The sequence below is a fragment of the Burkholderia sp. MSMB1459WGS genome (assembly GCF_001534535.1).
Taxonomy (GTDB): Bacteria; Pseudomonadota; Gammaproteobacteria; order Burkholderiales; family Burkholderiaceae; genus Burkholderia.
The window spans coordinates 146,962-162,890 of the sequence record NZ_LPMU01000061.1; the positions used below are offsets into that span (position 1 = coordinate 146,962).

Consider the following 15,929-nt stretch of genomic DNA (forward strand, 5'->3'; position numbering starts at 1 on the left):
CTCGCGCGCGATTCCAAACGCAAAAAGCGCCGGCAGATGCCGGCGCTTTTTCTTTGGGCGTGGCGAAGACGTGGCCTACGCGTCGTCGCCGAGCTGGTCGACGCAATAGCGCGCGACCGCGTCGAGCACGCCGTCGTCTTCGCCGACGGCCGTCGCGCAGCGGATCTCGACGCCCGGATGCGCGGCGCGGCATGCGTCGACGAACTGCGGCAGGTCGCGGCGGACATGGCCGCCCTGGCCGAAGAACACGGGCACCACGGTGATGCGCGCGCAGCCGGCCGCGACTTGCGCGGCCACGGCCTCAGCGAGCGACGGCGTCATCAGTTCGAGGAACGCGAGCGACACCTGCGCGGCAGGGGAGCCGGCGCCGCGCAGCCGCGCGGCGAGCCGCTCGAACGGCTCGGCCCAGCGCGGGTCGCGGGCGCCGTGGCCGAACAGGACGATACCGTGCGAATGCATGTCGAAGCCTCCGTCGCGACGCGGCGCTCAGTGCCGGTCGACCCACTTGAGCGCGAACAGGCCGAGCGCGAGATAGATGAGACCCGGCGTCGCGGCGGTGAGCGGCGCGGGCCACGTGTTCAGCGTGCCGATGTGCGAGAACAGCGTGTTGAGCAGCTGGAAGCTCATGCCGAGCATGATGCCGCCGAACACTTTCACGCCGACCACGCCCGCCCGCGTGTGCAGGTAGGCGAACGGCAGCGACAGCACGAGCATCACGAATACCGCGAACGGATACAACAGCTTGCGCCACAGCGCGATGTCGTAGCGCTGCGTGTCCTGCTGGTTCTCGCGCAAGTGCTGGATGTAGCGGAACAGGTTGATGAGCGACATGCGCTCCGGCGACACGAGCAGCACCGACAGGATCTGCGGCGTCAGGTCGGACCGCAGCCGGTATTCGGGCAGCGACACCTGCTGCGACCGGTACACGGGGTTCAGCGCATCGGCCGGCTGGCCGCTGACCGGCTTGATCGGCGTCAGCTCCGTTTCGGTGACGCCTTTCAGCAGCCAGTGGCCGGGCGGCTCGTAGCGGCCGGTTTGCGCGATCCGCACGTTCTGCAGCTGGAATTTCGAGTCGAACTCGTAGATGCGCACGTTGCTGATCGTCGAGTCGGGCGACAGGCTGCCGACGTTGACGAAGCGCGTGACCTGCTCGCCGTTCTCGCGGGCCGCGAGCGTGTCCTTCACCCACACGCCCGACTGGAAGTTCGACGACACCGATGCACCGAGCGCCTGCAGCCGCACGCGTTCGGACAACTGGTCGGCGTACGGGCCGACGAATTCGCCGATCAGGTAGGTGACGATCACGAGCGGCACGCCGATCTTCAGCAGCGAACGCAGCGCCTGGTTGGTCGCGAGGCCCGACACGCGGAAGATCGTGAATTCCGAGTTCGCGGCCATCTGCGCGAATACGTAGATCGCGCTGATCAGCGCGGCGACCGGGATGATCTCGTAGAAGCGCGACGGCGTTTGCAGCGCGACGCGCAGCACCGCGTAGCCGAACTTGTAATTGCCGTGCCCGACCGAGTTCAGCTCGCTGATCAGGTCGAAGAAGAAGAACAGACCGGAGAACGCGAACAGGATGAAGATGAACGTGATGTAGATCTGCCGCGCGAAGTATTTTTCATAGAGCCGCATCGATCATGCTCCCGAGCGGCCGAACAGCGCGCGTGACAACAACGGACGATTGCGCACGCGCAACCAGAAAATGAACGCGACGATCGCCGCGACGAGCACGTGCAGCCCGACGAGACCGACGCCGAACGACATCTTGCCCTGCTCGATCTGCGCCTGCACGACGTTCAGCAGGTTCGAATACGTGAGGTAGATCAGCACGGCCATCACGAGGTTGATCGTGCGGCTGCGGCGCGGGTTCTGGTACGCGAGCGGGATGCCGAGCACCATCAGGTTCAGCGCGATCAGCGGCAGCCCCGCGCGCCACGCGAATTCCGCGAGATTGTCGCGCGTCGGGTTGCGCAGCAGGTCGGGCGTGGGCGTGCTGTTGGTGGTCTGAACGTTGACGACCGGCTTGCTGGTGATCTTCACGCCGTAGCGCTCGAACTCCATGATCTTGAAGTTCGGCTGGCCGGGCGTGCCGTCGTAGCGGCGGCCGTCTTCGAGGACGACGAAACGATCGCCGTCCTTCGAGGTTTCCGTGTGGCCCGTCTGCGACACGACCACGTTGAGCTTGCCGTTTTCCGTCGACGTGACGAATACGTTCTGGACCTTGCTCTGGTCGGGCGACATCTTCTCGATGAAGAACACGCGATGGTTCGCGGCCGATTCGCGGAACTGGCCGGGCGCGAGCAGCGAGATTTCGTCGCGCTGCTGGAAGCGCGCCTTGATCATCTTGCTCTGCTGGTTCGACCACGGCCAGCCGACGAACGCGAAGAAGGCGATCAGCAGGACGATCGGCGTGGCGAACACGCCGATCGGCTTGATGAGGCGCGTGAGGCTCACGCCCGACGCGAGCCACACCACCATTTCGGAGTCCCGGTACCACCGGGTCAGCACGAACAGGATCGACACGAACAGCGTGACGACGAGCATCACGGCGAGGTAGCCGATCACGGTCAGGCCGATCAGCACGAGCACGTCCCGCGGATCGATTTCGCCGGACGCGGCGTAGCCGACGATGCGAATCATCATCGTCGTGAGCATGATCGTGAGCAGCACCATGAACACGGCGCCAGCCGTATACGCAAGCTCGCGCTGGAGGGAGCGTTCGAAGATCATTCTTGATGAGAAGAGGGCGGGAGGCTGCGCACGCGTGGTGGAGCGCTCGCGCCGCCACGGGAAAAATAGCGGATAATTGCGGCTTTCATCCTTAGCCCAGATTTTATCCGAGGACAAGCGCGATGGACTTTAGCATAAAAGGCTGTGATTGGAGCAAAGGCGAGGCCAAGGGGTTCCTGACCGGGAAGTCCGACTGCATCGTGCTCGGCATCTTCGAGGCGCAGACCCTGTCGGGCGCGGCGCTCGACATCGACACGGCCACCAAGGGGCTGATTTCGCGCGTGGTGAAGGCCGGCGACATGGACGGCAAGCGCGGCAAGACGCTGTTCCTGCACGAAGTGTCGGGCATCGGCGCGTCGCGCGTGCTGCTCGTCGGGCTCGGCAAGCAGGATGCTTTCAATCAGAAAGCCTATAACGACGCGGTGACCGCCGCCTGGCGCGCGCTGCTGGCGACTAAGGTCGTCCAGGTCACGTTCTCGCTCGCGCAACTGCCGGTCGACGAGCGCAGCTCCGACTGGGGCGTGCGCGCCGCGATCCTCGCGCTGCGCAACGAGACCTACCGCTTCACGCAGATGAAGAGCAAGCCGGAACCGGCGTCGCACACGCTCAAGCGCGTCGTGTTCAGCGTCGATCCGGCGGACGAAAAGGCCGCGAAGGTCGCGGTCAAGCAGGCCGTCGCGCTCGCGAACGGGATGGATCTGACCCGCGACCTCGGCAACCTGCCGGGCAACGTCTGCACGCCGACCTATCTCGGCAACACCGCGAAGAAGATCGCGAAGGATTGGGGCCTGAAGGCCGAGGTCCTCGGGCTCAAGCAGATCCAGGCGCTGAAGATGGGGTCGTTCCTGTCGGTCGCGCGCGCGTCGGTCGAGCCGCCGCAGTTCATCGTGCTGCACTACCAGGGCGCCGCCGCGAAGGCCGCGCCGGTCGTGCTGGTCGGCAAGGGCATCACGTTCGATACGGGCGGCATCTCGCTGAAGCCGGGCGAAGGCATGGATGAGATGAAGTACGACATGTGCGGCGCGGGCTCGGTGCTCGGCACGATCCGCGCGGTCGCCGAGATGGGCCTGAAGATCAACGTCGTCGCGATCGTGCCGACCTGCGAGAACATGCCGGGCGGCAACGCGACGAAGCCGGGCGACATCGTCACCAGCATGAAGGGGCTGACGATCGAGGTGCTGAACACCGACGCCGAAGGCCGCCTGATCCTGTGCGACGCGCTCACGTATGCCGAGCGCTTCAAGCCGGCCGCCGTGATCGACGTCGCGACGTTGACGGGCGCGTGCGTGATCGCGCTGGGCGGCCACAACAGCGGGCTGTTCTCGACGAACGACGCGCTCGCGGGCGAGCTGCTCGACGCGTCGCGCGAGGCGAACGATCCGGCATGGCGCATGCCGCTCGACGACGAGTACCAGGAACAGCTGAAGTCGAATTTCGCGGATCTCGCGAACATCGGCGGGCGTCCGGCCGGCGCCGTGACGGCCGCGTGCTTCCTGTCGCGCTTCACCGAGAGCTATCCGTGGGCTCACCTCGACATCGCGGGCACCGCATGGAAGGGCGGTGCGGCGAAGGGCGCGACGGGCCGTCCGGTGCCGTTGCTCGCGCAGTTCCTGATCGACCGCGCCGGCCAGTGATGGCGGGGCCGACGACGCTGCGGGTGCGCGGGCAATGACGCGGATCGATTTCCACTCGAACGTCGGCGATTCGCTCGCGTACGCGTGCCGGCTGCTGCGCAAGGCCTATCAGGCCGGGCAGCCGGTCGTCGTGCTCGCGGAGCCCGCGCGCCTGCGTGCGCTCGACGAGCGGCTCTGGACGTTCTCGCCGCTCGATTTCATCCCGCATTGCGGCGTCGACAGCGAGCACGCGGCCGGCACGCCGATCGTGCTGGCCGCCGATCTCGACCGCGCACCGCATCATCACGTGCTGCTGAACCTCGGCGCGACCGTGCCCGCGCAGTTCGCCCGCTTCGAGCGCCTGCTCGAAGTGGTCGGCAACGCGCCGGAGGAGCTGGCCGCAGGCCGCGACCGCTACCGGTTCTACCGCGACCGCGGCTATGCGCTGAACAACTACAAGCAGGGCGGCTAGCCGCAACCGTCGACGGAGTGTTCCCGTGACCGAAGCCGATTCATCCTCGATTCCGACACTGACCGACGTGCTGGTGCCGGGCAAGCCGGCGCCGGCGCGCTCGCCCGCGTCCGCCGCGCCCCGCCCGCACGACGACGCGGCGATTCCGGTGCTCACCGACGTGATCGTGCCGGCCGCCGCGGGCGTTGCTGCGCCGGCCGGATCGAATAAAACCGAAGCCGACCCCGATTCCGTCGTGGTCGAACCCGTGCAGACGCCGCATGTGCCGGCGGTCGAGCTGCCGGGCGACGCGGCGACGGCCGCCGCCGTGGGCGAGACCGATGCGCCGGCCGAGCCCGGCGCCGCCGAGCACGTGGTCGCGGAGGACGCGGCGGCGATGACGGCGCCGCTGCGCTCGTCGCTGGTCGATGACGACCTGCCGCAACACTCGTTCGCGGCGATGGCGCGCGATGCGGCCGCGCACGCGCCCAACCCGGCGATGCAGGAGGTGGCCCTGCCGAGCGCGGCGCCGCAGCGCGATGCGCAGGCCGCAGTCGCACTGACGCCGGAAGATGGGCAGCACGTCGCCGAACGGCTTCGCAATCGCCTGACGAACTATCTGACCGGGGCGGGGCGCGAGGCCATCGAAGCGCGTTGTCGCGATGCGCTGCACGAGCATTCGGCCTGGCTGGTCGGCCAGGTCACGCGCGAAGTCGCACTCGCGCTGGAAACCGAGGTGATGGACTGGGTGCGTGAAGCGGTCGATGAAGAGATCGCCCGTCGTCGCGCCGGTCATTCCGGCTGAACGAGCAATCGCTCGCGACGGCGAAAAAAAGAGAATGCAGGTTTGGTAGGCGCCTGCGAAGCCGCCGGCGACGCACAGGTCGGCAGTACTCGGCCTTCCTCAGCGACGCCCTGCGTACGACGTGGGTACGCCGAGCGGCGTATTCGCTTTCAGCGTACCGACAGCACCCACTGGGCGAGCGTGTGGGCCTCGGTGCTCGTCAATTGCGTATTGGCGGGCATCGGCACGCTGCCCCATACGCCGACGCTGCCTTTCACGATCGATTGCGCCAGGTAATCGACGCCGTCGCCGCGCGCCGCGTACTTGCCGGCGATGTCGCGGAACGACGGACCCATCAGCGGCTTGCCGATCGCATGGCAGGCCATGCAGTTCTTGCGCTGCGCCAGCGCGAGCCCGTCGGCCTGGTCGGCACGCGCCGCCGCCGCGCTGCCGGTCAGCAGCATGGCGAGCAGCACGCGCAATATCGTCTGTTTCATGCGGTTCTCCGCCGGCGGGGACGGCCGGCTTCATGGTCCGCGCATTATAGAAGCAAAGGGAAAGCACGTTTTGCGCGTTCCCCGGGCGGGCCCCTTTTATCGGGGTCGCATGCGCCGGCGCCTCTGCATCAACCCGTGACCGCCCCCTGGTTCGCCGGCCGGGCGAGCGCCGCGAATTTGGCGAGCACGCCACGCGTATAGCGGGGCGCCGGCTGTCGCCACGCAGCGCGGCGGCGCGCGAGTTCCGCGTCGTCGACGTTCAGTTGCAGCAGTAGCCGGTGCGCGTCGATCGTGATCGAGTCGCCTTCCTGCACCAGCGCGATCGTGCCGCCGACGAACGCCTCCGGCGCGACGTGGCCGACCACCATGCCCCAGGTGCCGCCCGAGAAGCGGCCGTCCGTGATGAAACCGACCGATTCGCCGAGCCCCTTGCCGATGATCGCGGACGTCGGTGCAAGCATTTCCGGCATGCCGGGGCCGCCCTGCGGGCCGAGGTAGCGCAGCACGAGGATGTCGCCCGCGCGGATCCGGTCGCCGAGGATCGCATCCATCGCGCTCTGCTCGTCGTCGAACACGCGTGCCGGGCCCGTGATCACCGGGTTCTTCAGGCCGGTGATCTTCGCGACCGCGCCGTCCTGCGCGAGATTGCCCTTCAGGATCGCGAGATGGCCTTCCTGGTACAGTGCACGGTCGATCGGGAAGATCACGTCCTGGTCCGCGCGCGGCACGCTCGGCACGTCCTTCAACTCGTCGGCGAGCGTGCGGCCCGTGATCGTCAGACAGTCGCCGTGCAGCAGCCCCGCGTCGAGCAGGATCTTCAGCACCTGCGGAATCCCGCCGGCCCGGTGCAGGTCGGTCGCGACGTACTGCCCCGACGGCTTCAGGTCGCAGATCACCGGTACGCGCTTGCGGATGCGCTCGAAGTCGTCGATCGTCCAGTCCACTTCGGCCGCGTGCGCGATCGCGAGATAGTGCAGCACCGCATTGGTCGAGCCGCCGGTGGCCATGATCACCGATACTGCGTTCTCGATCGACGCCTTCGTGATGATGTCGCGCGGTTTCAGGTCGCGCTTCACGGCCTCGACCAGCACACGCGCCGATTCGGCGGCCGAATCGACCTTCTCCTGATCGGGGTTCGCCATCGTCGACGAATACAGCAGCGACATGCCGAGCGCCTCGAACGACGAACTCATCGTGTTCGCGGTGTACATGCCGCCGCACGAACCGGACGTCGGGCACGCGTTTTTCTCGACGCCTTCGAAATCCTCCTGCGACATCCGGCCCGCGGTGAATTCGCCGACGGCTTCGAACGACGACACGATCGTCAGGTCGCGGCCCTTCCAGTTGCCCGGGCGGATCGTGCCGCCGTAGACGTAGATGCCCGGCACGTTCAGGCGCGCGAGCGCGATCATGCCGCCGGGCATGTTCTTGTCGCAGCCGCCGACCACCACGACGCCGTCCATCCACTGGCCTTGCACGCAGGTCTCGATGCAGTCGGCGATCACTTCGCGCGACACGAGCGAGTACTTCATCCCTTCGGTGCCCATCGACATGCCGTCCGAAATCGTCGGCGTGCCGAAGATCTGCGGGTTCGCGCCGGCGGCCTTGACGGCGTCGACGGCCGCGTCCGACAGGCGCTGCAAACCGGAATTGCACGGCGTGATCGTCGAATGGCCGTTCGCGATGCCGATCATCGGCTTGTCGAAATCGTCCTTCTGGTAGCCGAGGGCGTAATACATCGAGCGGTTCGGCGAACGGGCCACGCCTTGCGTAATGTGCTTCGAGCGACGGTTGTACGACATGGGGGACTCCATCGTTGTGTGGGCGTCGCTCGCGAGGGCGCGCCGGTTCGGATCGAACAAGCATGGAGTTTCCCGATTGGGATGTCCAATATATTATTTGTCGCCTATTAAGTCGTTTTGCGAATGAGTCGAACATGGCCGATCCGATCCCCGACCTGCGCCAGTGGCGCTATTTCGCGACCGTCGCCGACGAGCGCCATTTCGGCCGTGCGGCCGAGCGCCTGTCGATGACGCAGCCGCCGCTGTCGCAGGCGATTCGCGCGCTGGAGGACGCGCTGGGGGTGGCGCTGTTCGTGCGCACCAAGCGCTCGGTGGCGCTGACGGCGGTCGGCGCTGCGCTGCTGCCCGACGTGCGCCGGCTGCTGGCGTCGGCCGATGCGCTGCCGCCGCTGGCGCGGCGGCTCGCGCGCGGCGAGGCCGGTTCGCTGTCGCTCGCGTTCGTGTCGACCGCCGATTACGGGCTGTTGCCGTCGTTGCTGCGTGCGTTCGGCGCGCGCTATCCGCAGGTGCGGCTGCAGCTCGCGGAAGCGACGAGCGACGTGCAGATCGACGAACTCGTCGCCGGGCGCATCGACGCCGGGCTCGTCATCCCGCCCGTGCCGCCGCGTCACGCGGCCGGGTTGTCGTACTTGCCCGTCGTGCGCGAGCCGCTGGTGGTCGCGATGCCGAGTACGGCATCCGACGCGCCCGAGGACGAGCCGGTGCAGCTTGCCGACGTCGCCGCGTTGCCGCTCGTGATCTTTCCGCGTCGTTTGGCGCCCGGCTTTTATGACATCATTACGGGCTGCTACGGCGCGGCGGGGGAAACCCCGCGCATCGGTCAGGAGGCAATCCAGATGCAGACCATCGTCAGCCTCGTGTCGGCCGGCATGGGCGTCGCACTGGTGCCGCAATCGCTGCGTAACCTGCGGCGCACCGGCGTGGTCTACCGGCCGCTCGCCGGCCACGCGCCGCTCGTCGAGACGGGCCTCGTGTGGCGTACCGACGACGTGAGCCCCGTGCTTGCCGGGTTCATCGACGTCGTGCGCGCGCAGGGGCTTGCCGCGTGACGTGAACGATGGCGTGCGGGCGCCGTCCAACGCGCGGTGCTGCGCGTGCGACGGCCGTACCGTATTCGAAAACTTCTTCGCTAACCCATGATCATTCACCCGAATTTCGACCCCGTTGCGATCCATCTCGGGCCGCTGGCCGTGCGCTGGTACGGCCTCATGTATCTCGTCGGCTTCATCGCGGCGATCGTCGTCGGCCGGGTCCGCCTGAAGCTGCCGCATGTCGCGGCGCAGGGCTGGACCGCGAAGGACATCGACGACATGATGTTCTACGGCGTGCTCGGCACCGTGCTCGGCGGCCGGCTCGGCTATGTGCTGTTCTACAAGGCCGGTTTCTACTTCTCTCATCCGCTCGACGTGTTCAAGGTGTGGGAAGGCGGCATGTCGTTTCACGGCGGCTTCCTCGGCGTGACGCTCGCGATGATGCTGTTCGCGTGGCAGCGCAAGCGGCACTGGCTCCAGGTCACCGATTTCGTCGCGCCGATGGTGCCGACGGGGCTGGCAGCCGGGCGCCTCGGCAATTTCATCAACGGCGAACTGTGGGGCCGCGTGACCGATCCGACGGCGCCTTGGGCGATGCTGTTCCCGGGTGCGATGCGCGACGACGCGGCATGGTTGCCGAAACATCCGGAGCTCGTCGAGAAGTGGCATCTCGCCGACGTGTTCATGCAATACCAGATGCTGCCGCGCCATCCTTCGCAGCTCTATGAAATCGCGCTCGAAGGGATCGCGCTGTTCTTCGTGCTGTTCTTGTTCGCGCGCAAGCCGCGCCCGATGGGCGCGATATCCGCGCTGTTCCTGATCGGTTATGGCCTCGCACGTTTCACGGTCGAGTTCGCGCGCGAGCCGGACGACTTCCTCGGGCTGCTCGCGCTCGGCCTGTCGATGGGGCAGTGGCTGTCGCTGCCGATGATTCTCGCGGGTATCGCGCTGATGGCCTGGGCGTATCGCCGCCGCGCGGCGAACGCGAATGCGGCTGCGTGACGTGGCTGCATGACGTGGCTGCATGACGTGGTAACGATGTACGCGTGATCGGCGCGTGCATCGGCTACCCGGACATGCATGAAAAACGCCGGCCCTCGGGCCGGCGTTTTTCGTTTCCGACAGCTGCGCGATGCGCGTTACTTCATCTGCACCGAACCGTTGACGGTGACCGACACGGTGGCCTTGCCGCCTTCGACCGCGATCGGCGCGCTCATCTTCGCGCTGTCCATCGGCGCCGCGGCCATCGCCATCATGCGCGTGTACGGCTGCACGTTGCGGCCGCTGCCGACGTTCACGTCGCGGATCGTGTAGCTGCTGTAGCCGAACGCCTTCGCGGCTTCGTCCGCGCGGGCGCGGAACGACTTGATCGCTTCGGTCGTGAGCTTCTGCTCGGCCGTGCGCTGCGCTTCCGGCGACAGCGAGAACTCGACGTTCGCGACCTGCATCAGGTTCGACAACTGGCCCGCCAGCTTCGACGCCGCGGCGAAATCGCGCGATTCGAGCGCGACCTCGGTGCGGCCGCGCCATGCGGAGATCTTCCCGTCGCGATCGGTGCTCGGATACACGGAGAACGCGCCCGTGTGCGCGGTGACGCCCGACACGCCCTTCGCCTGCGACAGGGCAGCGTCCGCGCGCTGGTTCAGCTGCGCGGTGAGGCTGCCCGGATCCTTGGCCTGCTGCTCGTAGAACAGCGTGATGTGGATGATGTCCTGCGGCACGTCGGCACTGGCCTGCGACGAAAGCGACAGCACGCCGGCCGGCTCCGGAAAGTGCGGGTTCGCCGCCTGGGCGTGCGCGGCGGGCGACGCGAGCGCCAGCGCGACGGGAACGGCGGCGGCGAGGGCGAGCGACAGCGCGAGTGCGGATTTCTTGGTCATTGTTGGATTCCTTGTACGAGGGCGCGCACGCGGGTCACGCGCGCGCGACGCGGGCGTACCGCGCGACGAAAAAACGACGGCCGGCCCGTTCGGCCGACAGCGGTTGCTTAGGCTGCGCGAAAGTGCCGCGAGTTCCGTTACGGTCGCGCGTACTGACCGGATTTGACCTTTGGCGCGCGCCTACTTCATCAGCTTTTCGGTGATGAATCGCCATTCCGCACGCGTGACGGGCGTGATCGACAGCCGGTTGCCGCGCGCGAGCACGCGCATGTCGGCGAGTTCGTCGTACTCGCGCAGCGCGGCGAGCGGCACGAGCGGCGACTTCTTCACGAAGCGCACGTCGACGAGCAGCCAGCGTGGCGCTTCCTGCGTCGATTTCGGGTCGTAATAGGGGCTTTTCGGATCGAACTGCGTGGGATCGGGGTAGGGCGTCGACGAGACTTCGGCGAGCCCGGCGATGCCCGGCTCGGGGCAGCTCGAGTGATAGAACAGCACGCCGTCGCCGATCTTCATCGTGTCGCGCATGAAATTGCGCGCCTGATAGTTGCGCACGCCGGTCCACGGCAGCGAGCGCTGCGGTGCGTTGGCGAGATCGTCGATGCTTGCTTCGTCCGGTTCGGACTTCATCAGCCAGTATTGCATGGTCGTGGTCGACGCAGAAAAGGCTGCTACAAAAGAAAACGGCACCGGGACTTGCCCGATGCCGTTGGATAGGCCCCCACCTTGGCCGCTAGGCCGGCATCCTGAACCTGAGGTTCAGAATTGGTCGCAGTTAGCAGCACTTCGGGTACATCAGACCGAGTGACGCGCGCGCCCGTGCTACAAATTTCCGCAACCGTGCACATGGCATTGGTTCAAGGAATATATGACCTTGGCGAACCAGGCAGGGAAGCTGACTGAACTGTGATTCGATGCGCCAATTTGACCACCGTTGACCGTCGAGATCAAGGGGAATCGACGCATCGTTTGAAACGTTACTGCGTCTCGTGCTGTGCGAGCACCGCGCCGAGCTGTTCGTTCATCTGGTGCATTGTACGACGGATTTCCTCCGCCGGAAATGCTTCACCATGCCGCACGCTCGTTTGCAGTCGCAGCAATTCCGATGCAAGCGACAGCGCCGCCATCACCGCGATGCGATCGGTGCCGCGCACCGAGCTGTTCGAGCGGATTTTCGACATTTCGGCGTCGACGCGCGCGACCGCTTCGAGCAGCGCCGCTTCGGTCTCGGCCGAACAGGCGAGCCGATAGGGCTGACCGAGAATCGAGACTTCGATCTGCTTGGTGCTCATGCATGTTCTCCGTGGCTGGCCGCGTCATCGCCATCCGTGCGCGCCTGCGCATCCAGCAGGTCGAGCTGGTTGTCGGCTTGCTCCGCGCCCTTCGAGCGCGGCAGCTTTTCGAGGATCGCGTTCAGTTTCACCTGGGCGTCGTCGATCTTCGCCGACAACGTGTCGCGCTCGGCCGCGAGCGCATTGCGTTCGTCGCGCAGCTGCGCGAGTTCCGCGCGGACCGTGTCCGCTTCTGCGCGCAATTGCGCGACCTGCTCCTCGAGCGCGAGCCGTTCCGAGTGATAGCGCTTGTTCAGCGAAATCAGACGGCCAATATTTTGAGATAGGGTTTCGAGTTCGTTGAGCATTTGCTGCGTCCTCTAAAGACCCAGCATTTTAGCGCGGAATAACGCGCAATCCGACATCTGTAACGTTTCCAGTCGTAACACCCCTGCTTCTTGCCGCGAATAGGCGCGTCCCGCGCGGGTCCGGACGCTTCCTTGACGCTCGCGCGACCGGCTCCTAAACTGGCGCCGCCTCGGTGCTCGCGCGCAGGACGCGCGGTTAAACGGGAAGCAGGATGCGGGCTCCACGAGCGCGCCGACCTGCGCTGCCCCCGCAACGGTAAGCGGCCGCGTCGTGTGACGCAGGCCGGCTCGGGCGCGTTCCGCGTGCAGGTCGCATGCGGGCGCGGGCCACTGCGCGTCATCGCGCGGGAAGGCGAGCCGGACCGCCGCCAGCCCGGATACCGGCCGAGACGGGGAGCCCGCACGGGCTCCATGACGCGCGACCTGCGGGGAAGCGGGGCGCGCAATGCTTCACGGAACGTTTCTTCGATGCCGACCCCAATCGTCCGCCACGCGCCCCCGTCGCGCCCGGCCGGCTCCCGCAAGCGGATGTGCCGCGCGTCGTGCGTGCAGCCGTGCGCGGCATGAGCGCCGCGCGCGCCGCCGCGATCTGGGCCGCGCTGGCCGCCATGGTCGCGCTGCTGTTCGTCGCGTCGCTGTCGATCGGCAGCGTGCCGATGTCGCCGTGGCAGGCACTCGCGTCGCTCGTGCCGCACGGCGGCGACACCCTGTTTGCCGATATCGTCCGGACGCTGCGCCTGCCGCGCGCGCTCGCGGGTTTCGCGTGCGGCGCGCTGCTCGCGCTGGCCGGCGCGCTGTTGCAGGTGCTGCTGCGCAATCCGCTCGCGGAGCCATACGTGCTGGGCGTGTCCGGCGGCGCGGCCGGCTTCGCGCTCGTCGCGATGATCGCGGGCGGCGCATGGTGGCTCGTCGACACGTCGGCGTTCGCCGGTTCGCTCGTCTCGGTCGCGCTCGTGCTCGGTCTCGCGAGGCGCGAGCTGTGGCGCGGCGAATCGCGCGACGCCTCGCCGCGGCTGCTGCTCACGGGCGTCGTGATCGCGGCGGGGTGGGGCGCGCTCGTCACGCTGTTGCTGTCGCTCGCGCCCGACGCGCGGCTGCGCGGCATCATCTTCTGGCTGACGGGCGACCTGAACGGCGCGACGGCGCCGTGGTTCGCGTGGGGCGCGCTGTTGCTGAGCGCATGCGTCGCGCTGCCCGCCGCGCCGCAACTGAACGTGCTGCTGCGCGGCGACGCGACCGCGCTCGCGCTCGGCGTGCCGGTCGCGCGCCTGCGCGTGCGGATCTATCTCGTCGCGTCGCTGGCCGCCGCGGCCGCCGTGACGACGGCCGGCACGATCGGCTTCGTCGGGCTCGTCGTGCCGCATGCGTTGCGGCTCGCGTTCGGCAACGACCAGCGGATGCTGCTGCCGGCCGCGATGCTTGCGGGCGGCGGCGGCGTGATGGCGGCCGACCTGCTGGCGCGCACCGCGATCGCGCCCGCGCAATTGCCGGTGGGCGCGATGACCGCGTTGATCGGCGTGCCGATGTTCCTGTGGATGTTGCTGAGGAGGCCGATGCGATGACGGGCACCGCCGCACCGCATGCCGCTGCCCGCGACATGCGCTACATGGCCGTCGATCTGACGCTGAAGGCCGGCGCGCGCACGCTGCTCGAGCGCTTCACGCAGGCGTTCCGCCCCGGCGAGATCTGGTGCGTCGCCGGACCGAACGGCGCGGGCAAGACGACGCTGCTCGCCACGCTCGCGGGATTGCAGCCGCCGGCCGGCGGACACGTCGAGATCGACGGCCGGCCGTTTGCCGCATGGCGTCCCGAGCAACTCGCGCGGCGCCGCGCGCTGATGCCGCAGCAATTGCACGATGCGTTCAGCGCGACCGTGTTCGACACGGTGCTGCTGAACCGCTTTCCGTATCTCGGCGGCTGGGGCTGGGAGCGCGACGGCGACCGCACGGCCGTGCGCGATGCGCTCGCGACGTTCGGCCTGAGCGCGCTCGCGTCGCGCGACGTGATGTCGCTGTCGGGCGGCGAGCGGCAGCGCGTCGCGCTGGCCGCGACGCTGTGCCAGGATGCGCCGCTGATGCTGCTCGACGAACCGCTCGCGCATCTCGACCTGCATCACCAGATCGACTGCCTGACCGCGCTGGCCGCCTGGCTCGCGGCAGGCCCGCGCACGGTGATGTTTTCGTGTCACGACCTGAACCTCGCGCGGCGTTTCGCGACGCATGCGCTGTTGCTCGACGGCCGCGGCCATGCGTGGGCCGGTCCCGTGCACGACGTGCTGACGCCCGAGCGCGCGAGCGACGCATTCGGCTATCCGCTCGTGCTGATCCGCGAGAACGGCCGCGATGCGCTGCTGCCGGCATGGCCTGCGCGACAATGACCCTTTCCGTTCCGATTTTTCCGATGCGCGGCGCCCGCCGCGCCCACGACACGGCTCCTCGATGACGACTCCGACCCATTTCCCGCCCGTGATCGCGCCGCTCGACGACGCGCTGCGCACGCACCTGCAACATGTGATCGACCACAAGACCAAGCCGCCCGGCAGCCTCGGCCAGCTCGAGGCGCTCGCGCTGCAGATCGGCCTGATCCAGCGCACCGAGCGGCCGGTCGTGCAGCGTCCCGTGACGATCGTGTTCGCGGGCGATCACGGAATCGCGGCCGAAGGCGTCAGTCCTTATCCGCAAGCGGTGACCGCGCAGATGGTCGCGAACTTCCTGGCCGGCGGTGCGGCGATCAACGCGTTCTCGGGCGTCGCGCAGAGCACGCTCGAGATCGTCGATGCGGGCGTCGCGTCGCCGCTGCCGCCGTCGGAGCGGCTGGTGTCGCTGCCGGTCGCGCGCGGTACGCGCAACTTCGCGACGGAACCGGCGATGACGCGCGAAGAAGCGATGACGGCGCTGGCCGCCGGCGCGGCCCGCGTCCGCCTGCACGCGTCGCTGGGCACGAACGTGATCGGCTTCGGCGAGATGGGGATCGCGAACACGTCGTCGGCCGCCTGCCTGATGAGCCGCCTGCTCGACGTGCCGATCGATGCATGCGTCGGCCGCGGCACGGGGCTCGACGATCAGGGCCTCGCGCACAAGCGCGCGGTGCTCGGCCGCGCGCTCGTCAAGCACGCGCATGCGGTCGCGCCGCTCGACGTGCTCGCGACGTTCGGCGGCTTCGAGATCGCGATGATGACGGGCGCGTACCTCGCGGCCGCGAGCGAGCGGATGACGATCCTCGTCGACGGCTTCATCGCGACCGCCGCGCTGCTCGTCGCCGAGCGCATCGCGCCCGGCGTGCGCGACTACTGCGTGTTCTCGCATACGTCGCACGAGGCCGGCCACCGGCGCATGCTCGAGCATTTCGGCGCGAAGCCGCTGCTCGCGCTCGACCTGCGGCTCGGCGAAGGCACGGGCGCCGCGCTCGCGCTGCCGCTCGTGCGCGCGGCGGCCGCGTTCCTCGCCGAGATGGCGAGTTTCGAGTCCGCCGGCGTCGACGATCGTGACGCCTGAGCGCGCAC

The 15,929-nt window shown here is 67.9% G+C and carries 17 protein-coding genes, 1 other RNA gene and 1 riboswitch; of the genes, 8 read left to right on the forward strand and 10 right to left on the reverse strand.

Translation table 11 applies throughout. The annotated features are described in order from the left end of the window. Nucleotides 1-75 precede the first annotated feature (75 nt). Genes WT97_RS23490 through lptF form a run of 3 tightly spaced genes read right to left on the reverse strand, consistent with a single transcriptional unit; the run spans nucleotide 76 to nucleotide 2,733 of the window. Nucleotides 76-459 (reverse strand): sirohydrochlorin chelatase, encoded by a 384-nt coding sequence (locus WT97_RS23490; RefSeq protein ID WP_060354520.1) that lies wholly within the window; start codon nucleotides 457-459, stop codon nucleotides 76-78. 27 nt (nucleotides 460-486) lie between these two features. Next, nucleotides 487-1,635, reverse strand: a complete 1,149-nt coding sequence (gene lptG / locus WT97_RS23495) for an LPS export ABC transporter permease LptG (RefSeq protein ID WP_059504778.1) — start codon at nucleotides 1,633-1,635, stop codon at nucleotides 487-489. Between the two features lie 3 nt (nucleotides 1,636-1,638). Next, nucleotides 1,639-2,733: an LPS export ABC transporter permease LptF gene (gene lptF / locus WT97_RS23500; protein WP_059504780.1), complete on the reverse strand. Its 1,095-nt coding sequence runs from the start codon at nucleotides 2,731-2,733 to the stop codon at nucleotides 1,639-1,641. Nucleotides 2,734-2,855: 122 nt separating this feature from the next. On the opposite strand from lptF, the gene WT97_RS23505 reads away from it, so the two are divergent. Genes WT97_RS23505 through WT97_RS23515 form a run of 3 tightly spaced genes read left to right on the forward strand, consistent with a single transcriptional unit; the run spans nucleotide 2,856 to nucleotide 5,602 of the window. Continuing rightward, a complete protein-coding gene (locus WT97_RS23505) occupies nucleotides 2,856-4,367 on the forward strand; it encodes a leucyl aminopeptidase (protein ID WP_059504781.1) in 1,512 nt (503 codons plus the stop codon). A 34-nt stretch (nucleotides 4,368-4,401) separates the two neighbouring features. Continuing rightward, a complete protein-coding gene (locus WT97_RS23510; protein WP_006478083.1) occupies nucleotides 4,402-4,818 on the forward strand; it encodes a DNA polymerase III subunit chi in 417 nt (138 codons plus the stop codon). 25 nt (nucleotides 4,819-4,843) lie between these two features. Beyond that, nucleotides 4,844-5,602 carry a DUF2486 family protein gene (locus WT97_RS23515; protein WP_060354521.1) on the forward strand — a complete coding sequence of 253 codons (759 nt, stop codon included), beginning with the start codon at nucleotides 4,844-4,846 and terminating at the stop codon, nucleotides 5,600-5,602. A 149-nt stretch (nucleotides 5,603-5,751) separates the two neighbouring features. Here the strand turns inward: WT97_RS23515 and WT97_RS23520 are convergent, their stop codons facing one another. Next, nucleotides 5,752-6,078: a c-type cytochrome gene (locus tag WT97_RS23520; protein ID WP_059504785.1), complete on the reverse strand. Its 327-nt coding sequence runs from the start codon at nucleotides 6,076-6,078 to the stop codon at nucleotides 5,752-5,754. Nucleotides 6,079-6,206: 128 nt separating this feature from the next. Beyond that, the gene (gene ilvD, locus WT97_RS23525; RefSeq protein ID WP_059795982.1) at nucleotides 6,207-7,880 is read right to left on the reverse strand and encodes a dihydroxy-acid dehydratase; all 1,674 of its coding nucleotides are present in this window, start codon (nucleotides 7,878-7,880) and stop codon (nucleotides 6,207-6,209) included. A gap of 134 nt (nucleotides 7,881-8,014) precedes the next feature. Here ilvD and WT97_RS23530 point away from each other — a divergent pair, with 134 nt between their 5' ends. Then, complete coding sequence (locus tag WT97_RS23530; RefSeq protein ID WP_034208142.1) at nucleotides 8,015-8,929, forward strand: LysR substrate-binding domain-containing protein; 915 nt, start codon at nucleotides 8,015-8,017, stop codon at nucleotides 8,927-8,929. 87 nt (nucleotides 8,930-9,016) lie between these two features. Continuing rightward, complete coding sequence (gene lgt / locus WT97_RS23535) at nucleotides 9,017-9,913, forward strand: prolipoprotein diacylglyceryl transferase (RefSeq protein WP_059504789.1); 897 nt, start codon at nucleotides 9,017-9,019, stop codon at nucleotides 9,911-9,913. 137 nt (nucleotides 9,914-10,050) lie between these two features. On the opposite strand, the gene WT97_RS23540 is transcribed toward lgt, so the two are convergent. The 5 genes from WT97_RS23540 to WT97_RS23560 all read right to left on the reverse strand — a co-directional run bounded on the left by WT97_RS23540 (nucleotide 10,051) and on the right by WT97_RS23560 (nucleotide 12,427). Then, nucleotides 10,051-10,791 (reverse strand): SIMPL domain-containing protein, encoded by a 741-nt coding sequence (locus tag WT97_RS23540; RefSeq protein WP_059504791.1) that lies wholly within the window; start codon nucleotides 10,789-10,791, stop codon nucleotides 10,051-10,053. A gap of 180 nt (nucleotides 10,792-10,971) precedes the next feature. After that, entirely contained in the window at nucleotides 10,972-11,433 is a 462-nt protein-coding gene (locus tag WT97_RS23545) for an EVE domain-containing protein (RefSeq protein WP_060354522.1), read from the reverse strand. Nucleotides 11,434-11,502: 69 nt separating this feature from the next. Continuing rightward, nucleotides 11,503-11,684, reverse strand: a non-coding RNA gene (ssrS, locus tag WT97_RS23550) — 6S RNA. Between the two features lie 81 nt (nucleotides 11,685-11,765). Beyond that, nucleotides 11,766-12,080, reverse strand: coding sequence for a cell division protein ZapA (locus WT97_RS23555; protein WP_006478091.1), 315 nt, complete (start codon nucleotides 12,078-12,080; stop codon nucleotides 11,766-11,768). After that, complete coding sequence (locus WT97_RS23560) at nucleotides 12,077-12,427, reverse strand: hypothetical protein (protein ID WP_059504792.1); 351 nt, start codon at nucleotides 12,425-12,427, stop codon at nucleotides 12,077-12,079. Before WT97_RS23560 ends, WT97_RS23555 begins: the two co-directional genes overlap by 4 nt. Before the next feature lie 154 nt (nucleotides 12,428-12,581). Beyond that, a riboswitch (cobalamin riboswitch) is annotated at nucleotides 12,582-12,831 on the forward strand. A 159-nt stretch (nucleotides 12,832-12,990) separates the two neighbouring features. Between WT97_RS23560 and WT97_RS23565 the strand changes: the two genes are divergently transcribed. The 3 genes from WT97_RS23565 to cobT all read left to right on the forward strand — a co-directional run bounded on the left by WT97_RS23565 (nucleotide 12,991) and on the right by cobT (nucleotide 15,921). Then, the gene (locus WT97_RS23565; RefSeq protein ID WP_059795985.1) at nucleotides 12,991-13,989 is read left to right on the forward strand and encodes an iron ABC transporter permease; all 999 of its coding nucleotides are present in this window, start codon (nucleotides 12,991-12,993) and stop codon (nucleotides 13,987-13,989) included. After that, the gene (locus WT97_RS23570) at nucleotides 13,986-14,804 is read left to right on the forward strand and encodes an ABC transporter ATP-binding protein (RefSeq protein WP_059795789.1); all 819 of its coding nucleotides are present in this window, start codon (nucleotides 13,986-13,988) and stop codon (nucleotides 14,802-14,804) included. Before WT97_RS23565 ends, WT97_RS23570 begins: the two co-directional genes overlap by 4 nt. A 61-nt stretch (nucleotides 14,805-14,865) precedes the next feature. Next, nucleotides 14,866-15,921 carry a nicotinate-nucleotide--dimethylbenzimidazole phosphoribosyltransferase gene (gene cobT / locus WT97_RS23575; RefSeq protein WP_059795790.1) on the forward strand — a complete coding sequence of 352 codons (1,056 nt, stop codon included), beginning with the start codon at nucleotides 14,866-14,868 and terminating at the stop codon, nucleotides 15,919-15,921. Nucleotides 15,922-15,929 lie beyond the last annotated feature (8 nt).